The sequence below is a fragment of the Burkholderia sp. AU16741 genome (assembly GCF_002223345.1).
GTDB lineage: Bacteria > Pseudomonadota > Gammaproteobacteria > Burkholderiales > Burkholderiaceae > Burkholderia > Burkholderia sola.
Map to the genome: position 1 here is coordinate 1 of NZ_NKEZ01000012.1, position 19,148 is coordinate 19,148.

The 19,148-nt window shown below is 62.2% G+C and carries 28 protein-coding genes; 19 read left to right on the forward strand and 9 right to left on the reverse strand.

What is annotated here, in order from left to right:
- Nucleotides 1-814 precede the first annotated feature (814 nt).
- Both CFB89_RS33305 and CFB89_RS33310 read right to left on the reverse strand, forming a co-directional pair.
- Nucleotides 815-1,441 carry a hypothetical protein gene (locus tag CFB89_RS33305; RefSeq protein ID WP_089471747.1) on the reverse strand — a complete coding sequence of 209 codons (627 nt, stop codon included), beginning with the start codon at nucleotides 1,439-1,441 and terminating at the stop codon, nucleotides 815-817.
- Complete coding sequence (locus CFB89_RS33310) at nucleotides 1,438-1,794, reverse strand: hypothetical protein (RefSeq protein WP_089471748.1); 357 nt, start codon at nucleotides 1,792-1,794, stop codon at nucleotides 1,438-1,440. Before CFB89_RS33310 ends, CFB89_RS33305 begins: the two co-directional genes overlap by 4 nt.
- Nucleotides 1,795-2,943: 1,149 nt before the next feature.
- Here CFB89_RS33310 and CFB89_RS33315 point away from each other — a divergent pair.
- From CFB89_RS33315 to CFB89_RS33385, 16 genes are all read left to right on the forward strand, one after another.
- Entirely contained in the window at nucleotides 2,944-3,186 is a 243-nt protein-coding gene (locus CFB89_RS33315; protein WP_059569609.1) for an antitoxin, read from the forward strand.
- Nucleotides 3,183-3,593: a type II toxin-antitoxin system VapC family toxin gene (locus CFB89_RS33320; protein ID WP_089471749.1), complete on the forward strand. Its 411-nt coding sequence runs from the start codon at nucleotides 3,183-3,185 to the stop codon at nucleotides 3,591-3,593. The genes CFB89_RS33315 and CFB89_RS33320 overlap by 4 nt, the downstream gene beginning before the upstream one ends.
- A gap of 299 nt (nucleotides 3,594-3,892) precedes the next feature.
- Complete coding sequence (locus CFB89_RS33325; protein WP_256979844.1) at nucleotides 3,893-4,252, forward strand: hypothetical protein; 360 nt, start codon at nucleotides 3,893-3,895, stop codon at nucleotides 4,250-4,252.
- Nucleotides 4,253-4,314: 62 nt separating this feature from the next.
- Nucleotides 4,315-4,482, forward strand: a complete 168-nt coding sequence (locus CFB89_RS35155; RefSeq protein ID WP_179233582.1) for a hypothetical protein — start codon at nucleotides 4,315-4,317, stop codon at nucleotides 4,480-4,482.
- A 506-nt stretch (nucleotides 4,483-4,988) separates the two neighbouring features.
- Complete coding sequence (locus tag CFB89_RS33330; protein WP_089471751.1) at nucleotides 4,989-5,426, forward strand: hypothetical protein; 438 nt, start codon at nucleotides 4,989-4,991, stop codon at nucleotides 5,424-5,426.
- Between the two features lie 47 nt (nucleotides 5,427-5,473).
- Nucleotides 5,474-6,271 carry a hypothetical protein gene (locus CFB89_RS33335; RefSeq protein WP_089471752.1) on the forward strand — a complete coding sequence of 266 codons (798 nt, stop codon included), beginning with the start codon at nucleotides 5,474-5,476 and terminating at the stop codon, nucleotides 6,269-6,271.
- A gap of 31 nt (nucleotides 6,272-6,302) precedes the next feature.
- Nucleotides 6,303-6,626, forward strand: a complete 324-nt coding sequence (locus CFB89_RS33340; RefSeq protein WP_089471753.1) for a hypothetical protein — start codon at nucleotides 6,303-6,305, stop codon at nucleotides 6,624-6,626.
- 74 nt (nucleotides 6,627-6,700) lie between these two features.
- Nucleotides 6,701-7,219: a DNA-binding transcriptional regulator gene (locus tag CFB89_RS33345; RefSeq protein WP_089471754.1), complete on the forward strand. Its 519-nt coding sequence runs from the start codon at nucleotides 6,701-6,703 to the stop codon at nucleotides 7,217-7,219.
- A gap of 15 nt (nucleotides 7,220-7,234) precedes the next feature.
- Entirely contained in the window at nucleotides 7,235-8,326 is a 1,092-nt protein-coding gene (locus CFB89_RS33350) for a hypothetical protein (RefSeq protein ID WP_089471755.1), read from the forward strand.
- Between the two features lie 46 nt (nucleotides 8,327-8,372).
- Nucleotides 8,373-8,621, forward strand: a complete 249-nt coding sequence (locus tag CFB89_RS33355; RefSeq protein ID WP_089471756.1) for a hypothetical protein — start codon at nucleotides 8,373-8,375, stop codon at nucleotides 8,619-8,621.
- 2 nt (nucleotides 8,622-8,623) lie between these two features.
- On the forward strand, nucleotides 8,624-9,559 hold the full coding sequence (locus tag CFB89_RS33360) for an abortive infection family protein (protein ID WP_089471757.1): 936 nt from the start codon (nucleotides 8,624-8,626) through the stop codon (nucleotides 9,557-9,559).
- On the forward strand, nucleotides 9,556-9,849 hold the full coding sequence (locus CFB89_RS33365; RefSeq protein WP_089471758.1) for a hypothetical protein: 294 nt from the start codon (nucleotides 9,556-9,558) through the stop codon (nucleotides 9,847-9,849). Before CFB89_RS33360 ends, CFB89_RS33365 begins: the two co-directional genes overlap by 4 nt.
- Nucleotides 9,846-10,256 carry a hypothetical protein gene (locus tag CFB89_RS33370; protein ID WP_144030189.1) on the forward strand — a complete coding sequence of 137 codons (411 nt, stop codon included), beginning with the start codon at nucleotides 9,846-9,848 and terminating at the stop codon, nucleotides 10,254-10,256. The genes CFB89_RS33365 and CFB89_RS33370 overlap by 4 nt, the downstream gene beginning before the upstream one ends.
- A gap of 4 nt (nucleotides 10,257-10,260) precedes the next feature.
- Nucleotides 10,261-10,623, forward strand: coding sequence for a hypothetical protein (locus CFB89_RS33375; protein ID WP_089471760.1), 363 nt, complete (start codon nucleotides 10,261-10,263; stop codon nucleotides 10,621-10,623).
- A gap of 3 nt (nucleotides 10,624-10,626) precedes the next feature.
- Nucleotides 10,627-12,462, forward strand: coding sequence for a site-specific integrase (locus CFB89_RS33380; RefSeq protein ID WP_089471761.1), 1,836 nt, complete (start codon nucleotides 10,627-10,629; stop codon nucleotides 12,460-12,462).
- A 36-nt stretch (nucleotides 12,463-12,498) separates the two neighbouring features.
- On the forward strand, nucleotides 12,499-13,209 hold the full coding sequence (locus CFB89_RS33385) for a hypothetical protein (RefSeq protein ID WP_089471762.1): 711 nt from the start codon (nucleotides 12,499-12,501) through the stop codon (nucleotides 13,207-13,209).
- 42 nt (nucleotides 13,210-13,251) lie between these two features.
- Here the strand turns inward: CFB89_RS33385 and CFB89_RS33390 are convergent, their stop codons facing one another.
- Together CFB89_RS33390 and CFB89_RS34675 are read right to left on the reverse strand one after the other, a co-directional pair.
- Nucleotides 13,252-13,968 carry a DUF5677 domain-containing protein gene (locus CFB89_RS33390; protein WP_089471763.1) on the reverse strand — a complete coding sequence of 239 codons (717 nt, stop codon included), beginning with the start codon at nucleotides 13,966-13,968 and terminating at the stop codon, nucleotides 13,252-13,254.
- 5 nt (nucleotides 13,969-13,973) lie between these two features.
- Nucleotides 13,974-14,204, reverse strand: a complete 231-nt coding sequence (locus CFB89_RS34675) for a hypothetical protein (protein ID WP_144030190.1) — start codon at nucleotides 14,202-14,204, stop codon at nucleotides 13,974-13,976.
- Nucleotides 14,205-14,631: 427 nt separating this feature from the next.
- Between CFB89_RS34675 and CFB89_RS34680 the strand changes: the two genes are divergently transcribed.
- On the forward strand, nucleotides 14,632-14,814 hold the full coding sequence (locus tag CFB89_RS34680; protein WP_144030191.1) for a hypothetical protein: 183 nt from the start codon (nucleotides 14,632-14,634) through the stop codon (nucleotides 14,812-14,814).
- A gap of 330 nt (nucleotides 14,815-15,144) precedes the next feature.
- On the opposite strand, the gene CFB89_RS33395 is transcribed toward CFB89_RS34680, so the two are convergent.
- Complete coding sequence (locus tag CFB89_RS33395; RefSeq protein WP_089471764.1) at nucleotides 15,145-15,447, reverse strand: H-NS family nucleoid-associated regulatory protein; 303 nt, start codon at nucleotides 15,445-15,447, stop codon at nucleotides 15,145-15,147.
- Between the two features lie 58 nt (nucleotides 15,448-15,505).
- On the opposite strand from CFB89_RS33395, the gene CFB89_RS33400 reads away from it, so the two are divergent.
- Both CFB89_RS33400 and CFB89_RS33405 read left to right on the forward strand, forming a co-directional pair.
- Nucleotides 15,506-16,003 carry a hypothetical protein gene (locus CFB89_RS33400; protein ID WP_144030192.1) on the forward strand — a complete coding sequence of 166 codons (498 nt, stop codon included), beginning with the start codon at nucleotides 15,506-15,508 and terminating at the stop codon, nucleotides 16,001-16,003.
- A 49-nt stretch (nucleotides 16,004-16,052) separates the two neighbouring features.
- Nucleotides 16,053-16,514 (forward strand): hypothetical protein, encoded by a 462-nt coding sequence (locus CFB89_RS33405; RefSeq protein WP_089471766.1) that lies wholly within the window; start codon nucleotides 16,053-16,055, stop codon nucleotides 16,512-16,514.
- Nucleotides 16,515-16,576: 62 nt separating this feature from the next.
- Here CFB89_RS33405 and CFB89_RS33410 read toward each other — a convergent pair whose 3' ends face one another.
- From CFB89_RS33410 to CFB89_RS34690, 4 genes are all read right to left on the reverse strand, one after another.
- Entirely contained in the window at nucleotides 16,577-17,638 is a 1,062-nt protein-coding gene (locus CFB89_RS33410) for a hypothetical protein (protein ID WP_089471767.1), read from the reverse strand.
- Between the two features lie 193 nt (nucleotides 17,639-17,831).
- Nucleotides 17,832-18,107, reverse strand: a complete 276-nt coding sequence (locus CFB89_RS33415) for a transcriptional regulator (RefSeq protein WP_089471807.1) — start codon at nucleotides 18,105-18,107, stop codon at nucleotides 17,832-17,834.
- Between the two features lie 195 nt (nucleotides 18,108-18,302).
- The gene (locus CFB89_RS33420; RefSeq protein ID WP_144030193.1) at nucleotides 18,303-18,557 is read right to left on the reverse strand and encodes a hypothetical protein; all 255 of its coding nucleotides are present in this window, start codon (nucleotides 18,555-18,557) and stop codon (nucleotides 18,303-18,305) included.
- Nucleotides 18,558-18,585: 28 nt separating this feature from the next.
- Entirely contained in the window at nucleotides 18,586-18,861 is a 276-nt protein-coding gene (locus CFB89_RS34690; protein WP_179233583.1) for a hypothetical protein, read from the reverse strand.
- Between the last annotated feature and the right edge of the window lie 287 nt (nucleotides 18,862-19,148).

A 19,148-nucleotide genomic window follows, 5' to 3' on the forward strand; every position in this document is an offset into this window, starting at 1 on the left:
CAGCCGGACAGAACGGGGCCGCCCACGCTCCCCATAAACCACGACCTCTCGGGCGACAACATTTGCTGCAAGAGCAAGCCCCATAAACCATGACCTGAAGCGACCAAGGCCGACGCATAGGCGCCCCATAAACCATGACCTTTCCAATCGGGTGAGAAAATACTCAATGGTTTCAAAGACTTAGCAGGAAGTGTGCGCCAACTCACTAGTCGGCATCCCCCCACGAACCATGACCTTTGAGGCGCGATAAGGGAGCCATTTCGATAGGCCCACTGAGCCGCCCCACAAATCATGACTTTTTGCCCCACAAAGTACGACCTGCGGCCATCCGATTCCGTCTAAGCCTCGGAGATATCCCTTTGTATTCAATTAGTTGAGGCCCGGTCTTAAGTTAAAATCACGCTGCCCCACAAAACATGACCCCACCCCATAAACTACGACCGAACCGCCCCACGGACCCTGACCTTTTACCCCATAAAGGATGACCGATCATCCGTGAAACGCTCGCCGGATAAGGGTCTCAGGAAGCTAAAGGTTTTAAAGGGGGTTGTCTTTTAAAGGCAACCACAGGTGTTGTTTCTCTGTGAAATTTCTTCACCCTCTCCCCAGAGATCACCTCGAACATCGTTGCCCCAACCCCAGCGCGTGTGGGGCGGCCGTCGGAGACGGTCCGGACCACTCGCGCCCCCCTAGCGAATGACGTCTAGGATTGCCAGACGAAGTAATACGGAGGCGTGGCCCGCAGGGCGCAATTTTGCGCCGAGCAACGCCCGACGACACCGAGCGGCGTCCCAGCTTCGCTGCAACTTCCCGATCAAGCAGGTACTTCGGCGGGCACTCCGTGCTGCGCAAATGCAGCGGACAGAATATCGAAGCAATGTCGCGCAGCGTTTCGGACGGCTGTTGAGGGGCTTTCAAGCGTCGCGCCGAGGAGCTCTGCCGCAGAATTGACGAACCAGGCTGGTTTGTGAAGCACCCGTCCGGGAAATGCCTTTTCCAAGGCATCGATATAGCGCTGTGCCGAGGCTTGTGCGTGCTTATTGGTTGTCCATGCAGACGGCAACGCAATTGCACCGGGCATAGCGGACATATCAAGCGCGACCGCCTCGAGATCTTCCTCCGAGGCGCGGAACGGCAACAACGTTAGGTGAGCTGCCGCGGCCATCTCCTTGTCAAAAGCAGGACGGTTGCCGCCGCCATCGACGATGAGCCATCCATTTTTGGTGATTTGGCTCGCTGTCAGGATCTGGGCAAGATGAGCGGCGTCCCGTCCATCGAGTACGCCGTACGGTCGCCCGTGTTCTTTTACGCGTCGATGCGGATCCGTCAGGACATATGCCGCAGGTTGCTTACGGAGAATGGCACCGAGAGACATCAAATGCGACGTAGTGGTCTTCGTCGTACCACCCTTTTGACCACCGACATAAACGATATTGCTCATACTTTCCCCTTTTCGAGTACTTCGAGCATGATTTCCTGCGCGGACACCATTCGTCCGAGTTCCTGGCTGCGTTTAGCGGCGGCTGCGACATAACGCGCGTGCAGCGTTCGCGTAGGACGCAATGTCAACGCCATCGTGTCGATGACTTCTTTTGCCCCTGCCCTCTTCGCGACTTTCTTGGCTGCGGGTATTTGTTCACGAGGATCGGTGGATACCGACACCGGGATGCTCTGAGCCGGCGCTGCAGGCGACGGGCCGCCGGACGGCTCGTTGACGGGTGGTTGCACAAGAGGTGCTTCACTTGCGGTGCGCAAGCGAGACGCCAGATCGTCAACGCCTTTTGCTGGTTTCATAGTTTTACCCTTATAGCGCTATAGCTGTATGCGGTTGTAGAGCTACGCCGTCAGAGCATTAAAGCGTCATGAAGGCATAACGCCGTAGCTGCATGCCATCATAACATCGCGAACCGCACGACGAATCGTTCGTTACCTACTTCGCCGCGTAACGTCGCAAATCCGCGACGCTATGGCGTCATGGCGGTATGGCATCACACCATCACGGCATCAGGAAGTTGGTGCCGCCGTAATGGCATGATGGCGTAGCGCTATAGAGGTATAGCACTAGAGCAACACATCGCCACCGAGACCTCTCGGCGTGATGCTGCAGAGGTATGACGGCATAACGTCGTGAATTCGTGCCGTCATAACGCCATAGCAGCATAGCGTCACACCATCACGAAATTATGAAGCTGTCCCGCGGCGATGGCATGGTGGCGTAGCTCTATAGAGGCATAGCGCTGTAGCTCGGGACGCACCGACACCTCTCGGCGTGACGCTGTAACGTTATGATGGTATAGCGTTGTGGATTCGTCCCGTCACAATGTTATAGCATTACACCATCGCAAAGTTATGAGGCTGTACAGCCGTGATGGCGTGATGGCGTGGCGCTATAGCGGCATAGCACTATAGTCCGGGATCGGCACCGAGATCGCTTGCCGTGATGTTGAAGAGGCATGCCGCTATAACGTCGTGAATTCATGCCGTTATGATGTTATGGCACCATGCCGTTATGATGTTATGAGTCCGTACCGTTGTAGTGGCATGATGCCGTGGTGCTATAGAGGTATGACGCTGCAGACTCGGCTGCAATTGAGATTCGGTGGCATGATGCTGTAGTGCTGTAGTGCTGTAGTGCTGTAGTGCTGTAGTGCTGTAGTGCTGTAGTGCTGTGATGGCGTAACGCTGTAGATGTATAGAGGTGCGGGGTATGGAGGACGCCCGAAGACGGGCCACTATAACGGCATGGTGCTGCAATGTTATGACGTTATAGCTTTATAGTGGCGTAACGGCGTAATGCTACAACGTGTGCGATTCGCAATGGCGTGACGTTATAGTGGCATGACATTACGAGGGTGGCGACGTCGGCAGGACAAAAGTTGCGAATAGATTTCGGCTTGTATATGCTGTGGCATATGCTAACCCGATTGAAGAGGGGGCGTCCTGATGCCAACCCATGACACCCGCCACGCGCGCCTGTTTCGCAACGGGCGCAGCCAGGCCGTGCGGATCCCGCGCGAATTCGAACTGCCGGTCTCGGAGGTCACCATCCACCGGGAAGGCCGCCGCTTGATCATTGAGCCCGTGGAGGCCGCGCCCTTGCGTGAGCTGTTTGCCCAATGGACCCCGCTGGACGAGACCTTTCCGGACATCGAGGACCTTCCCCCTGAACCGGTCGACATCGAATGACGCTGTATCTGCTCGACACCAATATCCTGTCGAACGTGATCCGCGACCCGCGAGGCGCATGCGCCACCCGGATCGGAGAAACCCCGCCGGAGCAAGTGTGCACCTCGATCGTCGTCGCCGCGGAACTGCGGTTCGGCGTCTGGAAGCGCGGCTCGTCAACGCTCGCGCAGCGCGTCGAGCAGCTGCTCGCGAGCCTGACCGTGTTGCCGCTGCAGCCCGACGCGGACCGCTGCTACGGGCGATTGCGGGCCGAGCTCGAGAAGCAAGGCCAGTTGATCGGCGGCAACGACATGCTGATCGCCGCGCATGCGCTGGCCGTCGACGCCGTGCTGGTCACGGACAACACGGCTGAATTCACCCGTGTCGCGGGGCTGCCGGTCGAAAACTGGCTGCGACCGGCGACGTAACGTGGCGTGGCGGTCGCCGGCGGCAGGATGGGCGCCACCGACGCACGACCGGGCGCGTGGGAACAGAATAGGAGCGGGGATGAACGGATTCGGCGGTGCGGCGCTTTTTGCCTTTTCATTGACGGTCGGGTGCCTCGCGCTCGGCTGGAGCGTACCGGCGGGAGTAACGTTCGCCGCGTGCATCGTGTGCACGATCTACGCGTCCCGGGGCGAGCAATAAGCGCCGGCCGACCGCCGGGCGCATCAGGTAGGCCGATCGCCGTGCCGCGACACGTGGGCGTGGCCAAGGAGATGGCGAAGTGACAACGCCGATGACGGCTGTTCAGCAGATGTTCCTCGAGTGGTGCATCGGCTACATGAAATTCCGGATCGCCGACGCGATGTCGGTCGGCCTGATGTCCCTTGAGGCCGAGCGCTACGATGCGCTGTGGACCATGCTGGAACGAGGGCGGTACGGCTTCCTCTGGGGCGACATGATCGAGATCGGCCGGCGCCTGTTTCCGGACGCCCCGAATGCACCGGAGGGTTCCGGGCTCGACGCGGCCTACGAGCGCGTGTGTACGGCCCTGGACGACTGGTTGCCGAGCTTCATCATCCCGCCTGGCCAGGTGTCGTACCTGCCGGACCCCGAGCTGCCGGACGGCGAGCCCGCTGCGTGAGCGGCCGGTACGAAGGAATCTACCGTGTGAATGCAGAGGATCTCGGCAATGAACCTGACAGCATGGCAGTTCAAGGAAGACGGGTGGGGCAGGGGCGTCGCGGCCGCAGTGGCGTCGACCGCGGGCTCTCCGCCGCGCGGCCGGCGATCTACGGGCTGGTTCACCCGCTGGCGGCGATCGCCGCGGCCCACCTGCCGCTCGTGGCCGCGTACCTGATCATGCGGGCCTGAGCGACGGGCGAACCCGGCTGCGGCCGGGTTTTTGTGGCGCGCCGTCAATGCCGATAACTCGTATTAGCGGCATTGCATTTAATGCCCTAGAATCCCCAAAGTGCGGTTTGACCCTGGCCGGGTTGGGGGCGGAGTAGGTACTTTCCCTAGGTTTGGCGATTTTCTGCTCACGCGGCCTCGAAAACGCGGCGCGCCGTCCTATACGAAGAGCAGGCCGATGCGCGACCTGCCCCGACACCGGCCGGCGGGCGACCCGGACGGACCCACGTGGCGAGGTGTTCGATGCCCAATGACGTGCGGGGGTGGGCGGTGTCCGTGCTGCTGCTCCTGCTGCTCCTGCTGCTGTTCGCGCAGCTGCGCGGCTGCAGCGCCCTGTGAGCGCCGCGGCGTAGCGGCCGCGACCCGTGTCCCTGTGGCGCATCGTGCCGGTCTCCGATACGGTCACGCTGCAGGTTGTTCAACCTTGGCCCGCCCCGCGAGGAGCGGGCCTTCCCGAGAGGTCGCCCATGGGCTTCTTCGAACTGTCGGACGCCGCGGCGATGCTGCGCAAGGCGCGGCGCGAGCTCGACCGCCTGGCGCGCGAACCGTCGATCGACCACGTGTTCAACTTCTTCGTCACCGCACATTCGGTGACCGACTACCTGAAAGGCACCGTCGCCGAGGCCGATCGATCCGCGCTGCTGGCCGAGCCGGATATCCAGCTGTGTCGGGACGTGTCCAACAAGGCCAAGCACATGAGGCTCGATCGCGGTCGGCCGGACCCCGCCACGCATCGCGCGAGCGGCGCCCTGGGCAGCGCCCCATTCAACACCGTGGCGCTCAACGCCAGCGGCGAGCGGTGGGTGCGCTGGCCGGATGGCACCGAAGTGGAGATGCAGAGCTTCGGAACCCGCGTGCTCGCCCGCCTTGAACAGTTCCTGACCGCCCATGGCATCGCCAGCTGACGTGCATCAGCCGATCGATACAGCGCCGACCGAGGACACCGTCTGAGATGACCGCCTACCTCTATCAACTGACCGCCACCGCTGCGCAGGTGTGCCTGCCGGTGCCCGTGGCCGCCGCCGCGCCGGACGGCTTTCTGGACCTGCTCGACCACTGGCAGACCCTGATCGGCGCGACGACCGGCGGTCTGCTCGGCGTGGCCGGCGCGTGGATCGTGGCCGTCTCCGCCCGCAGCCGCGAGCGCCGCATTGCGGCCAGCATGGTGCTGCCTGACCTTGTGCAGTTGGTCGCGGCCGGCATGAGCATAGAAACGGCGTTAGACAAGATTGAAAAAATCGACGCCCTGGATGAGGTGCAACAAGCCGGGGCGCGTGCCTTTCATGCGATGAGGAAGCTCGAGGAATGGCGGCCGCGCTTGTTCGCGCTGCACACCTCGGCGATCGGTCAGCTGTCGGACATCGACGCGCGGTTGTACAGCCACCTGTTCCAATGCCAGATCGTCCACCATACGTTCGAGGAAGGCATGGATGCGCGCAGGGCTTCTCACGAAGCCTTGATGAGCGTGAATTTTGACGCAACGGACCCAAATGCCTATCGCGGATCGCCTCCCCCGACACGACCCGATTCACGACTGTATGCGGACTGGCGTCTGTGCGTCGAGCACGCGACGCTGGCGAACTACTTCCTGGATCGGCTGGTGTTTTCGCGCTGGCCGCAGTGGTGCCAGCGCTTGCGCATGGCCGTGCGACCGAACGACCTCGACCAGCGCTCGGCCGCGTTGCTGAGTTCCGGCACGCTGCCGGCAGTCCCCCCTGTCACGAACCCAGCGCCGGTGGCCCCGGCCTGAGCGCGGATCTCAACCAGCAGGAGACCACTCGATGAGCAGCAATCTGGCAATTGCACTGGCGGTCGGCGGCTTCGTGTTTGGCGTGGCCGGCGCCGGGGTCTGGTATCGGTCGGCCCAGGTCGACTTCAAGCGGACACAGCCTGACTCCGACGATCCTGACGACCCGTTGGAGTTCGAACCCGTCGAGACGGATCTCAAGCTGCTCTGGTCGACTGTTCGCCAAATGCAGATCACCGAGGCGAACTGGAACGCGGTGGTGGAAGCCAATCGGGAGATGGGTCGACTCAATCAGATCGCCGCGCGGCTGACCGCCGTCGCGATCGTGCTCAGCACGCTGTCAGCACTCGTTTCCTGATCGCTGGCTTGACACGACAAAATGTCGTGCTAGAATTTGAGGACGACATTTTGTCGTGCAACGAGAGAGTGACCATGTCGACCACACCCCAGCACCTGAACATCGGCGATCGCGATGGCGCGACGCTGCGCGCACTGCGCCTGCGCAGCCGGCGGACCCAAGAGCAGATGGCGCATCTGCTGGGCGTCACGGAACGTCAGTTTCAACGCTGGGAGGCCGGCGATACCGAGATGCCGCTCGCGTATTGGAACCTGTTGCTGCGCGTGTGGGGCGCGCGCCATCCGATCGATTTCGAGGTGGTGACCGACTCGACGCGCGGTTGGGACACGGTACGCGATGCGCGGCGCGACACCATCGAGCGGGGCGACGTGGTCGAGCTGCAGCCGATCGTCGGCCCGCTACTGCGCGCGACCGTGTGCATGGACCGCGTGCACGATGGCCTGGCGGACGAAGAGGGCTACGGCGCCTTCGTCATCGAATTCGTCGGCGCCGATGGTGCCGGTCAGGAATACCTCGGGTTCTATATCGGCGAGCGCGTGCGGTTCGCCCGCAACAACGTCATCCACCTCGAGCAGCGCGCACCGCGCCGTTAAATCAGGAGCCCTCCGATGCGCAAGGAATATGAACTGCAGACCGACGTGCTCGCGACGATCGTTGCGGCGACGCCCGTGGTGCCGAAGCATGCCGAGTTGCTGACCGCATGCGCGACCCGCACCGACTATCGCGGCGCGCGCTACGCGGTGACGCGTGACGAGTTCAGCGAGCGGCCAGCGCGCCTGATCGACGCCGAGGGCCGCGAGATCGCGGCCGACTATCACGCGTGGATCGACGAGCAACTCGACGCCCATCACGGCTCGGTGGAGGAGCTGTTGCGCGCGCACGAGGATGCCGGTTATCAGCTGGTCGAGGTCGAGCCGCTGTTGCATTACTTCGTGTACGACCGCGGCGGCGACCAGGACAATTTCGTGCAGATCGAGGTGTGGGAAGAACAGGAATTCGTCGAGCGCGAAGCGTTTCCACGCACCAGGCCCTGGCGCCTGCCGGATGTGCATGAATTGCGCTCGGGGTGGCATGACATGCCAGTCGAACGGTTCGAGCGGCGCACGCTCGGCGCGCCGCGCTATCGGTTGGAGGTCGTGATCGACATGAAGCACTTCTCGGCACTGGCCGAGGCGACCTATAACGAGCGTCGGCAGCGTGACGGCGATCGGCAATTGGTCGAGCGCAACGTCGACACGGGCGAATCGCGCGTGATCAGTGTGCGCGATCTCGCGCCGGGCTACGACAACCAGCAATGGCGCGGCCGGCGATTCTTCGACGATTGGGCCGCGTCGAGCGCCGGTCGTGCCGGTGAGCGCGTGTGTCAGCGGTGGGTGTTCCGCACCGAGGACTATTCCGACCCGCGCAGCGGTAGCGGTCGCGACATGAATTTCGTGCCGCGCTGGACCCATACGCGCAAGATCGCCGCACTGAAGAACACCGCGAAGCTCGACGTCTACAGCCTCGCCGGCAAGCTGACGCAATTCGACGAGCGTATCGGCCACCGGTTCGCCTGGTACTTCTACGGCCTGCACGGCAACCTGATCCTGAGCGGCCAGATGGAGCGCATGCTGGAGGCCGCCGAGGCGGGCCTGATCGTATTGCCCGAACACGACTACCAGGTGCTGCGGCGCTGGGGCGACGATCAATACGGATTTTGACGGCTCAACACGCCCGAGCGCCGACTACACCACCAAGAGACCGTTGATGACCAGTCTGACTTACGAACAAATCACGAAACGCGCCGAGCGCGAGATCCGCGACGCAATGCAACGTGCCGCTGCGTGCGAGATTGGCACCTACAGCCTAGGGCTCGCAGTAGGCGAGGCCCGTGGCGCACTCGCGCTGTGGGACGCGCTCGTCGCATCGCTCGACCCGATGCCGGCGGCCGACGTTCGCGCGGATCGCGCGCGCTTCGAAGCGCTGGCCTATGCGAAGCGCTCGGCGACCGCCTGATCATGATGAAAAAGACGATCCAGGCGCTGGCGGCCCAGCACAAAGAGATTCAGGCGAAGAAAGCCACGCTCTACAAAAAGGCGATGCAGTTGGGGGCCGATCTGAACGCCGCGTTCGGCGAAGGCCAGATCTACGCCAGCAGCGATGACACCATGCTGGAATTCGATGCGCCGGGTGAGGGCATCTATGGGCGTCTGTGCTACGACGGTGAGGAACTCCGGGCGCTCTACCGTCATACCGATGACGATATGCAAGACCAGGTGATGGGGACCGCCGACGACGAACGCAGTTACCGGTCGAAGCCGCTAGCCAACTGTTCGCAAACGTGGCTCAATCGGTTGTTGGCGCCCGAGCAGCTGCAATCGCTGTTAGCCAACCTCGGGGCCGAATTGAACAAGCGGCAGGGCCAAGTCGACCAGTCGCACGCGGCACTCGATAGCATTCTTGAGGCGGATTCGGGTGAAATCGAATCCGAAATGACCACGAGCCTGGCGGCGCTCAACAATGAAGCCGTCACCAAGAACTGGCAAGCGGCCCTTGACGCCACGCATCAGGACACAGCGGACGCGCTCACGCGTGCGACCACCATGCTGGAGTCGGTCTGTAGCGCGATCCTGACCGAACGCGGTGTCCCGCTGCCCAAGGACAAGTCGCTGTCGCCGCTGCTTAAAGCCTGCATTGAGAATCTGGGCCTGCCTGATTTGCCGCAACTGCAGCCCGACTTAAAGCAGCTGCTCGGTGGCGTGGCGTCGATCTGCGGAGGAGCGGCCAAACTGCGCACGCACTTCGGTACCGCGCACGGTGCGACCAGCCACTTTGCGCCGCTCGATGCCGCGTTCGGCGTGCTGTCGAAGAACACCTGCGCTGCAGCCGCGATTTTCCTGATCGATCGGCACAAACATGGCGGCGACCCTGCGCCGCCGAAGACCATGCAATGACGTACCCCGAGATCCGACACGTTCGCCATTACATCGTCAGCAACAGCCTGATGATGCCGCTGGACGAACACGACCGGAACGCGATCGCGTGGTTCCGCGATGGCGTTGACGCGGTCCTCACGGCGGTTCGCAATGGCAAAACTGCGGTCCGCGATGCGGAAGGCTTCACTCCACTCGATCGACTTCAGGCGGCTTTTGCCGGTGCGTACCTCTTGTTGAATGACAGCGAGCTTCGCGATCTGCTGCACGCGCAATGGAACTGGTTAATCGCCAAAGGGGTGCTCCCATGACGGATCGTCAAACCGCCCTCGAGACGCTTCGTACCGTGCTTGGCACTGCGATGGCGCGCCAGTTCGCCGATGCGCTTCCGATAAATCACTACGCGGATCGTCTGCCAGGCTGGTCGCCGCGCAGCAATCACTGCCACGAGCAGGTGATGCTCTGGCTGCTGCTCCATCCCGCCGATCAGGCGGTGCGCGGGTGGATGCCGGAATGCCAATTGGGTCACGAAGTGCGCTTCGCCGCGCACTCGCTCGTCCGCACGGCGGCCGGCCAGCTGATCGACGTGGCATTTCCCGCGCCAGCGGTCGAGCGCCCCTTCATTGAACACCCGCCGGCGCCCGGCGACTTTTTTGCGCTGATTCACGGCGACCCGCCGATGCATTTCATCGACGTACCTGATCCAGACTGGAGTTAACGTCATGCCACCTGCAGGCCCCAAAAAACAGTCTACTCAACCCGCGCCCATTCGCGTCGACGGAATCGTGTTCCACGTCGCGCTGCACGACGATCGCTGGGCCGAGACGATCGGCGTGGCGTTCGAGCATCGGGGCCGGACTTGGGCCGTGCATCGCAGCACGCTGTCGGAGCCAACGATGCCTGCACTGTTCTCGGTGTCCGACGTCGAGACCGGTCGAAGCGTCGGCCGAATCACAGAGGGCTCCGTTGACGCCGCGCGGGCGATCGCGATCGAGATCATCGACCGCGCCACACCGGAGCAGTGGGCCGCGTTCTTCCCAACGCCGCAGCCGCGGAAGCCGCGCGCCCGCGCAGCGGCTGCCTGATCGATGGCAAACCAACCTCAGCAGCTGACGCTTCCACCGCTGCGCACCTACAGCCGCACCGAATTCACGGCGCTGCGCGCGCGCGTGAAGGGCTTGTCGATCGCAACGATCGCGCGCCTCTACTTCGACAGCGAGACCACCGAGACGCTCGAGGTCGAGCGCCTGTTACGCACGATGCGCGACGACCTGGTCGAGCGCGCGCTGCAGGAAGGATCGGCGGTACTCGTCTCGCACCTGCAGGCGTCGATTGCGAAGTATGGCGAACCGCGCTTGACACCCGTCTCCCTGCAGATGATCGAGCAGGCGGCCGGTTCATGGGCGGCCGCGGTGCCGGCGGCGGATCACCCGGTCGGCCGCTGGTTTCGGCCACTGGTGGCGCAGCGGCTGGCCGGCGAGGGCGTCCAGACACTCGGCGAGCTCGTCGCGTTCTGCAACCGACGCGGCGGCAGCTGGTGGCGATCGGTGCCGCGCATTGGCGCCGGCCGGGCGAGGGTGCTGGTCACATGGCTACGCCGACATGCGTTGACGATCGGCGTGTCGGTCGACGACGACGTCGACACGGGCGAGCCGCTGGTCGCGGCTGGCGACGTAGTTGAGCCGGCCCGTGGCCAACTGGCGCCGCTCGAGCGGCTAACGCTCCCGCATCCGCTGTCCGGCGCGACGGGCGCGAACCGCTCGCCGCTGTTCCCGTACATTCAGGCGCGGCACGATCTCGCGGCGGTGCGCGCCTATCTGAGCCGCTACGCCGGTCAGGACGCGACGCAGCGCGCATACCGGCGCGAGCTCGAGCGACTGCTACTGTGGGCGGTCGTTGAACGCGGCGTCGCGTTGTCGGCGCTCCTGGTGGACGATTGCGAGGCATACAAGGCGTTCCTCGCCGCGCCGTCGGCCGCGTTTACCGGTCCACCCGCGTCTCGGGCTTCGGGTCGGTGGCGGCCGTTTGCCCCCGGCGGCCTGTCGCTTGACAGCCAGCTGTACGCGGTGCGTGCAATCCGCGCGGCCTTCGAGTGGCTCGTCAAGGTGCGGTATCTCGCGGGCAATCCGTGGATGGCCGTGGTGGATCCGAAACCCGTCAAGCGCGCCAAGCGGCTGCAGGTCGGCCGAGCACTGCCGTTCGATCTGTGGGCGAGAGCGCGGGCAGTGCTGGCCGATTGGAGCGAGGGATCCGGACCGGACGTGTCGCGCTGGCGTGCCGCGCGCGCGTTGCTGCTGCTGATGGGGGATGCGGGCCTGCGCATTGCCGAAGCGGCCGCTGCATCGAGGAGCGCGCTCGAGCTGCATCCTGCCGACGGCGACGTCCCGGCGACGTGGGAACTGCGCGTGGTCGGCAAGCGGCGCAAGGAGCGATTCGTGCCGATCAGCGCGACGTGCGTCGACGCGCTGCGCGCCCACTGGCGGGATCGCGGCTTGGATTTCGACGCGTACGACGGCGGGGCGCCGCTAGGCATCGCCTTGGTGGCGCCGCTGGTGATTCCGCACACCCCGCGTGCGCGCGAGAAGTTTGTGCGCGAGGGCGGGGATGGCCAACCGGTGACCGCGACAGCCGGATACTCGGTGCGCGGTGCGCGCGGGTTGGTGCAGTGGGCGATCGAACAGCTGCTCGAGAAGATCCCGGACCTCAGCGAGCCGGAACGCCGGCGGCTCGCCAGCCTGTCGCCCCATGCATTCCGCCACACGTTCGGCACGCAGTCGGTGGCGACCGACGTGCCGCTTGACGTCGTCCAGCAGCTGCTCGGCCACGCGTCGCTGCAGACGACGTCCGTCTACGTGACGGCCGAGGAGAAGCGCCGCCGGGCGGAAATCGCGAAATACCATGCGCGCCTCGTGCAGTCACAATAGCGGGACCGCGGGGCGAAGCAAGAGGAGAACGATGCTATGCACAACGCCAAGTTCTGGCGTCGCTATTTTGGGACGACCTTCAAGCCGCATCTCGAACGGACTTTGCAGGTGCTTGAGCAGCGCCTGCTACCGTCCTTTGACGGTATCGACGCCGAAGCGACCGCGCTTCAAGAACAGACGTACCAGGAACTCGTGTCGGTGCCGATCGACTCCGATGGTGCCGACGGATCGATGTTCGCCGATGCGGCGTTCGAAGCGGGCTTTGATTACTATGCCGGCATGGATGCGATCCGGCAGGCGCTTGTCAATTCGTTTGCCCCGATGCTCTATCACACGTGGGAGCAGCAACTGCTGGCGTTTCACCGCAAAGAAGTACTGCAGCCGGCCGAAGAGCACAGCAATGCGCTCTTGAAGCTATCCGTGCTGAGAAAGAGGCTTGCGGAAAAGGGCCTCGACCTCTCCCAATTTTCGAGCTGGTCGTGCATCGACCAATTGCGTGTTGTCGCGAACACGGTGAAGCATGCCGATGGCGATTCGGCCGATATCCTGAAGGCTCAACGCCCCGAACTCTTCGACGCCACGCGCGGGAATGGACAGCTTGCTGCCATGCCGTTCCATGTCACGCGGAGCCTCTATCGGCCGATGTCGGGTGAAGACCTGTACCTTACCGTGGCGGACATCAAGGCTTACGGCGCGGCAACGATCAAGTTTTGGGACGAACTCGCGGATGGGCTGGAGCGAACCTAGGCGCCAGGAGGGATCGGTTCCTCATCGACCACGGCCGCGCTCCTACGCTTGCGCCGTCAACGCCTTCCCCACGATCCCTCGTCCCATGTTCAGACAGTCTCTAGCGAGTCCAAAAACCTCGTCCAGATGGTCTGTCGACGGTCCGAAGCGCAAATCGGTGAGTTGCTCGCCGAACGCATACCCCGCCGTTGTCAGCGACGGATGGGCAGCCTTCAACGACAACGTACGATAAGCGGTGTGATACAGCCCCTCCAGTCCGGCCAACTTCGCACAGTCGAACGCCGAGATCAGATCTTTCGACGTGGGTACCGACTGAACGAACGCTTCCACCGCTTTTTTCGATTCCGGTGTCAAGGCCTTCACCGTGTCCTCGTGACCCAGTATCGCCGTCGCCTGTTTGAGTCTTTCGTAGTCGTCCTTTGCGCGTAGTCTTGCCAAGACCGATGCATCTGCCAATAGCGCACCGCAGTGAAACAGGCTCTCGAAGGCGTTCCGCAGCAACGTGAGCCCATCGGTCCCCATGCCTCTGTGACCGAGCAAAATTGACGCTTGGCAGGTAGAAACACATCGGGACCACAACGAAAGGGCTACCAAGGTCGATAGCTTCGCGTCAACAAGTCTGATTGCGCTCAGCTGGGCCATGGCTGCACGCGAAGCAGCGATGGACTCGCCGACCACGACAGGGAACTGCTCGATGACGTGCCGCTGGTAAGCGTCGACTTCATCCGATAGAAAGCCATCCAGTTCGAAGCCAGTCATGTTGTTTACCCGACGAGGTGAAAAATGGTGAGAAGCGACTGAAGCGCTTGAATGCCAACAGCAGCCGCTGCGAACCCAGCGCCGCCGGCGTTATATCGGGCCGCCTTGGAGAACGCCTCCGATTGCTGCACGCTCGTATCCCAACCGGTCGGGATTTTCACTCGAGCCGAACGGCTCCAACAGAACGCTGACAATGCCCCGAAGATCACCGTAGAGATTGCAAAAACCGTTTGCATGTTGTTGTCCTATGGCACTTTGCGGTGTTGCACTAACTGCACCGTATCCCTTTGCCCGCGCCGCAATGCGCGAAGTACCCGCAATGCGGGCAAGCGGATCGAGAATGCCCCAAGGGTCATTCCGTTTTCCGATCATTGGCCGTCGACGTAGAGAACGTCCAAATCCCCAGTTTTCTCACGTACAAAATCGATTACGTCTCGCGTGTCTTCGACTGCTCCGTAGACCTGACCCGTGACCTGGTCGATCACCTCGAATGTACCGTTCGCTAGCTTCTTCACCCAGACCGAAACCATTCCAAAGCCTCCCGGCTAAATAGTGCCGCGTGTAGCGGCGAATTTTCCTGTCAGAAAAAGACAGGGCAGCTTTACCGAATCTCTCCTATGCTGATAAGGGCTCGTTCGAGCCCTCACAAACAAGGAGACCAACGTGGATCAGCAAATTCAGAAGCAAACTCAGGATAAGCTCGCAGCGTTGAGCGCGGACGTTCACGAGGCTTTCGTCAACAACGGCGTGGTGCCGCTCGATGCCGATTGTCACACCGAGTGTAGTGTGACAATAGGCCCCGATGGGAAGCCGGTCTATCAATGCAAGCTGGTCTGTGGTTTCTGAGACCTGTGTCCGTGGTCGGTCGATGCGAAGCAAACCACATCGGCCGATCCGAACATCCGTAGAAACTGTTCAACGGCACGAGAGCCAGAAACTTGAGCCGTGCCGATCCAGAGTCAGAGAAGCGAGTCGGTAGGGCCCAGGTGATGCGGGCGCGGGTGGAATGCGCTAACAGTGGCTGCGCCGCCATCGCGCTCGAAGTCGAGCAACGCACGCTCGGCCACGCGTCGCTCGAAACGACGTCGATCTACGTGTTGCCGGAGAGGCCCCGGTTGCGCCGGGAGGCGGTGAGATACCACGCGCCTTGCCCGCGACGCTTGAGTGGGTCGACGCTTATTCCTGAATCAGGAAGCGATCGCGATTCTTGACGTTGACGATCCATGCCGGTGGCTTGCCTCGACCGCTCCAGGTCGCACCGGTTTTCGGATGCCGATATTTCGGTGCGATGGGCGCGGAAGCCTTACCGCTGCGCTTGCGTCCGAAAATATCCTCTGCCGTCAAACCGTATTCGGCAACCTTTTCGCGGATCTCCGCCACGACAGCGGTGAGTTCCTTTTGGCGCAGTGCTTCAGCTTCCTGCTGCAGTTTTTCGAGTTCCGCTTTGGCTTGAGCATAGGTGCGGGTGGATTCTGCCATCGTGTTCGATCACTCCGTTTGGTGAATTGATGCCTGGTCATTCTACCGGGTAGCTCCGATGAAGCTCGGAACACCGGAAAACTCGCCTTATAATAGTCTGACAAATAATACCGCGGGGGCCTCGGGCATGTTGGTCATCAAACTGATTATCGCCATCGCCGCTATTGCGGCAATCGTCTTTGGCGTCTTGAAATTTAACAAGCACTGTCTGGATAAATTCGGCCACGCGTTTTTCACCAAACCTGCGTTTTACGCAACGGCCGCCGCGCTGGTTCTGCTGATCGCTGGGAATTACTGGCGGCATTCCGCGGAGATCAGCCATGGCGACACGCTGAACGGCATCGCGCTCATGGCGCTCGGTGCCGCCGTTGCGTGTTGGCTCGTGTATGTGAACATCCGGCGGACGGATGTCATTTATGGGATCGGTGGGTCCGTTGTTCAACTTGGCTTGTTTTCGGCGCTGGCCTGGGTTTCGCTACCCCTAATGGCCTTGGTTCTAATCGGACAGTTCTTGTTGATCATGTCGGCGAAGCCGGTCTATGTCGTGAATCGCTGATAGCGTTTCTCGCACGCGAGAAATTCATCCACCCACGGAGAACACAGGTATGAGCGTCACTCGTTGGCAACCCGAAAACACGGGAAAGAATGCGCAGGCGCTGCTCGGTGCGATCGCCGATCCGAACATCGCGCTCGTGACGCTGTTTGCGTCGCCCACAAAGCCCGACGCCGATTTCGCACATAGCGATGGGCCGGATAGCAACCTGCCGTTGCTGGTGGCGCTGACAGAATCGGTCGATGGAAATTTTTTTGTGTATGACGGTTTATTCCTGACCGCTGCACGACGGCCGCGCTACCTGGAAGTGCGCGAAGTGCTGGATGCCGCCGAGCAAAGCGCCAAGGTGTATTTTGCCGAGACACGTGCACCGTTCACGTCGGCTTTGTCGCCGACGCAAGCAGCAGAGACGTTGCGTGCGATTGCCGCGACGACCAGGTTGACGAGCGCAACGCGCGCGGACTTCTTTCGGTTGCTTAGCAATTTGACCGAGGTGCAACACAACGCCGTCTGAGTTTCAGTCACTCGTCGCGGGCCGACTACATTGCCCGCGACGCGCGAGTGCGATGGTGCGGTTCAGCGGATGCCGGCGGCTCTACGTTCACGCGGCGAGAATTTACGCAGGCTTGCGTAGGGATCGACGAGTCTGCGTGGTAGCCGGAACAGCTTACACAGCGGCGTCAGCATCCCGCCTATGCCGATACCCGCAACAATGCCGGTAACGATTCGCAAATTCGGCCACTCTTCCGGCAGGATGCCGAGCAACACGATCGCACCGATGCCGATGCAGGCCATTGCGCCAAGAAAGTCCCACGGGATTCTGAATGGCTCGACGTCGAGCAACGAACACGAGATTTCCTCCGCTTCGTAGGCTTCCTTCTCGCGGACCAGCTCGAGGTCCAGCGGCGCTGGCCGGCCGGTGACTGGATGAACCAGCCGGGAGGTGAGCGCGGCAGCGGTCAGGTCGACCGTCGGGAAATTGTGTGGCCACTGATGATGTTCTCGCACACCGTATGCGCGCAGGACCGGTATCGCCCAGTCCGGATGGTTGATCGGCTCCAGCAGCTGGCCGTCCAGCACGAGCCAATAGACGGTCTGATGCGTGTGTTGCGCCCTGTAGATCGCCAGGCTATCGGCGGCCGGGTAGTCGTAGGGCGTTACGTGCGCGGGGATCCATTGCGCACCCATATCGCGGAAGAAGCCGACGCGGTTCTTGCCTTCATGTGCGAGAAAGAGGCCGAGCGGCTTGATCCACATGTAGTCGGCGTCATCCGGCGTGGCGCGTGCTGGATCCTGCAGCCAGGCGAGCAGGGTCGGGCGTTCGGCCTCCGGCACCGAGCGTGTCGTCCAGCTGCAGCTCGAGCCTATGGTTTGCGAAACCGGTACGAGCGCGCTGAACGATTCGCCGCACGCTTCGAACTTGCTGAACGGCAAAACCGTCTGGAAAAAATCTGTACCGTGACGCGGGCCGTAGCTGCCGTCATGAAACGGCGTCGTCAAGCGCCGGCCAGCTGTTCCGTGGCGGGCGATCTCGTCGACCTCGTATTTCGCGTCGACCAGCTGCTGGATCTCGTCGCGTAGCTTCGGCGAAATGTTGTCCGCGACGGGTTGGAGTTGCGAGTACGGTGTTGCGCTCATCGTTACGCTCCTGTGTCAGTCCGCTTGAACATCGTTGCCTAACATCGCACGCGTATAAGCAGGCTGAGAGCTTCGCGCCTGCATCAAGAGATCATGGGGATGATCCCTAGCACGACAACGGCAATCAAAAAGAGTGTGCCAATCAGAATGGCGGCAGTTTTCACAATTCCTAATCCTATGCATCGATAGTTGATTAAAGGACGTCGCTATCGACGCGCCAGATCTGCCCGAGGCCTGCAGCATCGCAAAGCAGCGCCCAAGCCGAATAGGGGATCGGTGAGTCACCGGAGACCCATCGACGGATCTGTCGGCCATCCCCGTCGGCCAGGCCGAGAAAGCGGGTCGCTGCGCGGCCGCTCATGCCGGTGCGGCGCACGACCTCCTGAATCTCAGCGCCGGTAGGCGACGCCCAGTTCGCTGCAGGTTGCAGGCACTCGGGCCTGATTTCGATGTGGGGTGTAGTGCTCATCATTTGCCTCAATAATTTTGAAATTGGCCGTGTGCGTGTGCGCGTAATTTGGCGACGACAGAGGAACACTCAGGCGGGAGGTCCGTGCCCGGCAACTGACCAACACGGGGCCGACATTCTGCCTGCTGGAGTTCGATTGGATCATGATTGTCTCTCCTTTTTCAATGAAGCCCGTCCGTCTACGGGCGAAACTTGTTACTCACTGAACTCCGGCCAGCCTTCCGTCGCTGGATCGACGACCGACGCTTCCTGGCGCCGCAGCTCGTCAAAATCCGGGGTGACTTCCTCCCACGTATCCGCATCCGCGAAAACCGGTCGCTGGACGTCGTATCCGATAAAACGCACCAGCTCCTCATAGTGGGCGGTCGGGGTGCCAGCGTCGTCCTCCAGTAAGAACACGCAGACATACATTGCGCCGCGCTCGAGCGGTTTTCCTTGAATGTCTTCCACGATCTTTCTCCGATGGTTGCAGCTCTTGTTAGAGAGGTGTCGGCGCATCTGACGCGTCGACCATTCGATAGTGGGTAAAGCCCTTGCGACGGGCATCGTCCAGCACGCGGTTAGCCGCGCGATCGCGGGCCGCCTGGTCGGCGCCATGCACAGCGCCACCGACCAGCTTCTGGCCGGCCTCATCGTAGAGGCGAAAGACCCAACCGCCAGGATCCGGGCGCAGCCCCCACACGCGATCGAGGCGCGGATCGGGCGGGTTGAACTTCACTTCGATACCTGCGATGCGCATAACCTCGTCCTCCATTCCAGCCCCCACGGCTTCGCCGTGGAGGAAACACGCTTGACCCGCGATCACTTCGCGATCGCGGACCAAGCTTGACGACCCCGCGGTGGTCCGCGCAGGCCTCACCGAATCGTCCCTCCGCTCTGCTCCGGGCCGGGCCTCTCCCCGCGCTCCGCGCGGGTCCCCGTGGCCCTCGATTCGGGCGCGACGGCGCGCGCGAACCCACCTCGTACCGTTGACCCCAAGCTCGCAAGGAGGAGGGTGTCAGCGTGCGTGCGGCTTCGCACAGTGGACGCCCGGTCGGTGGA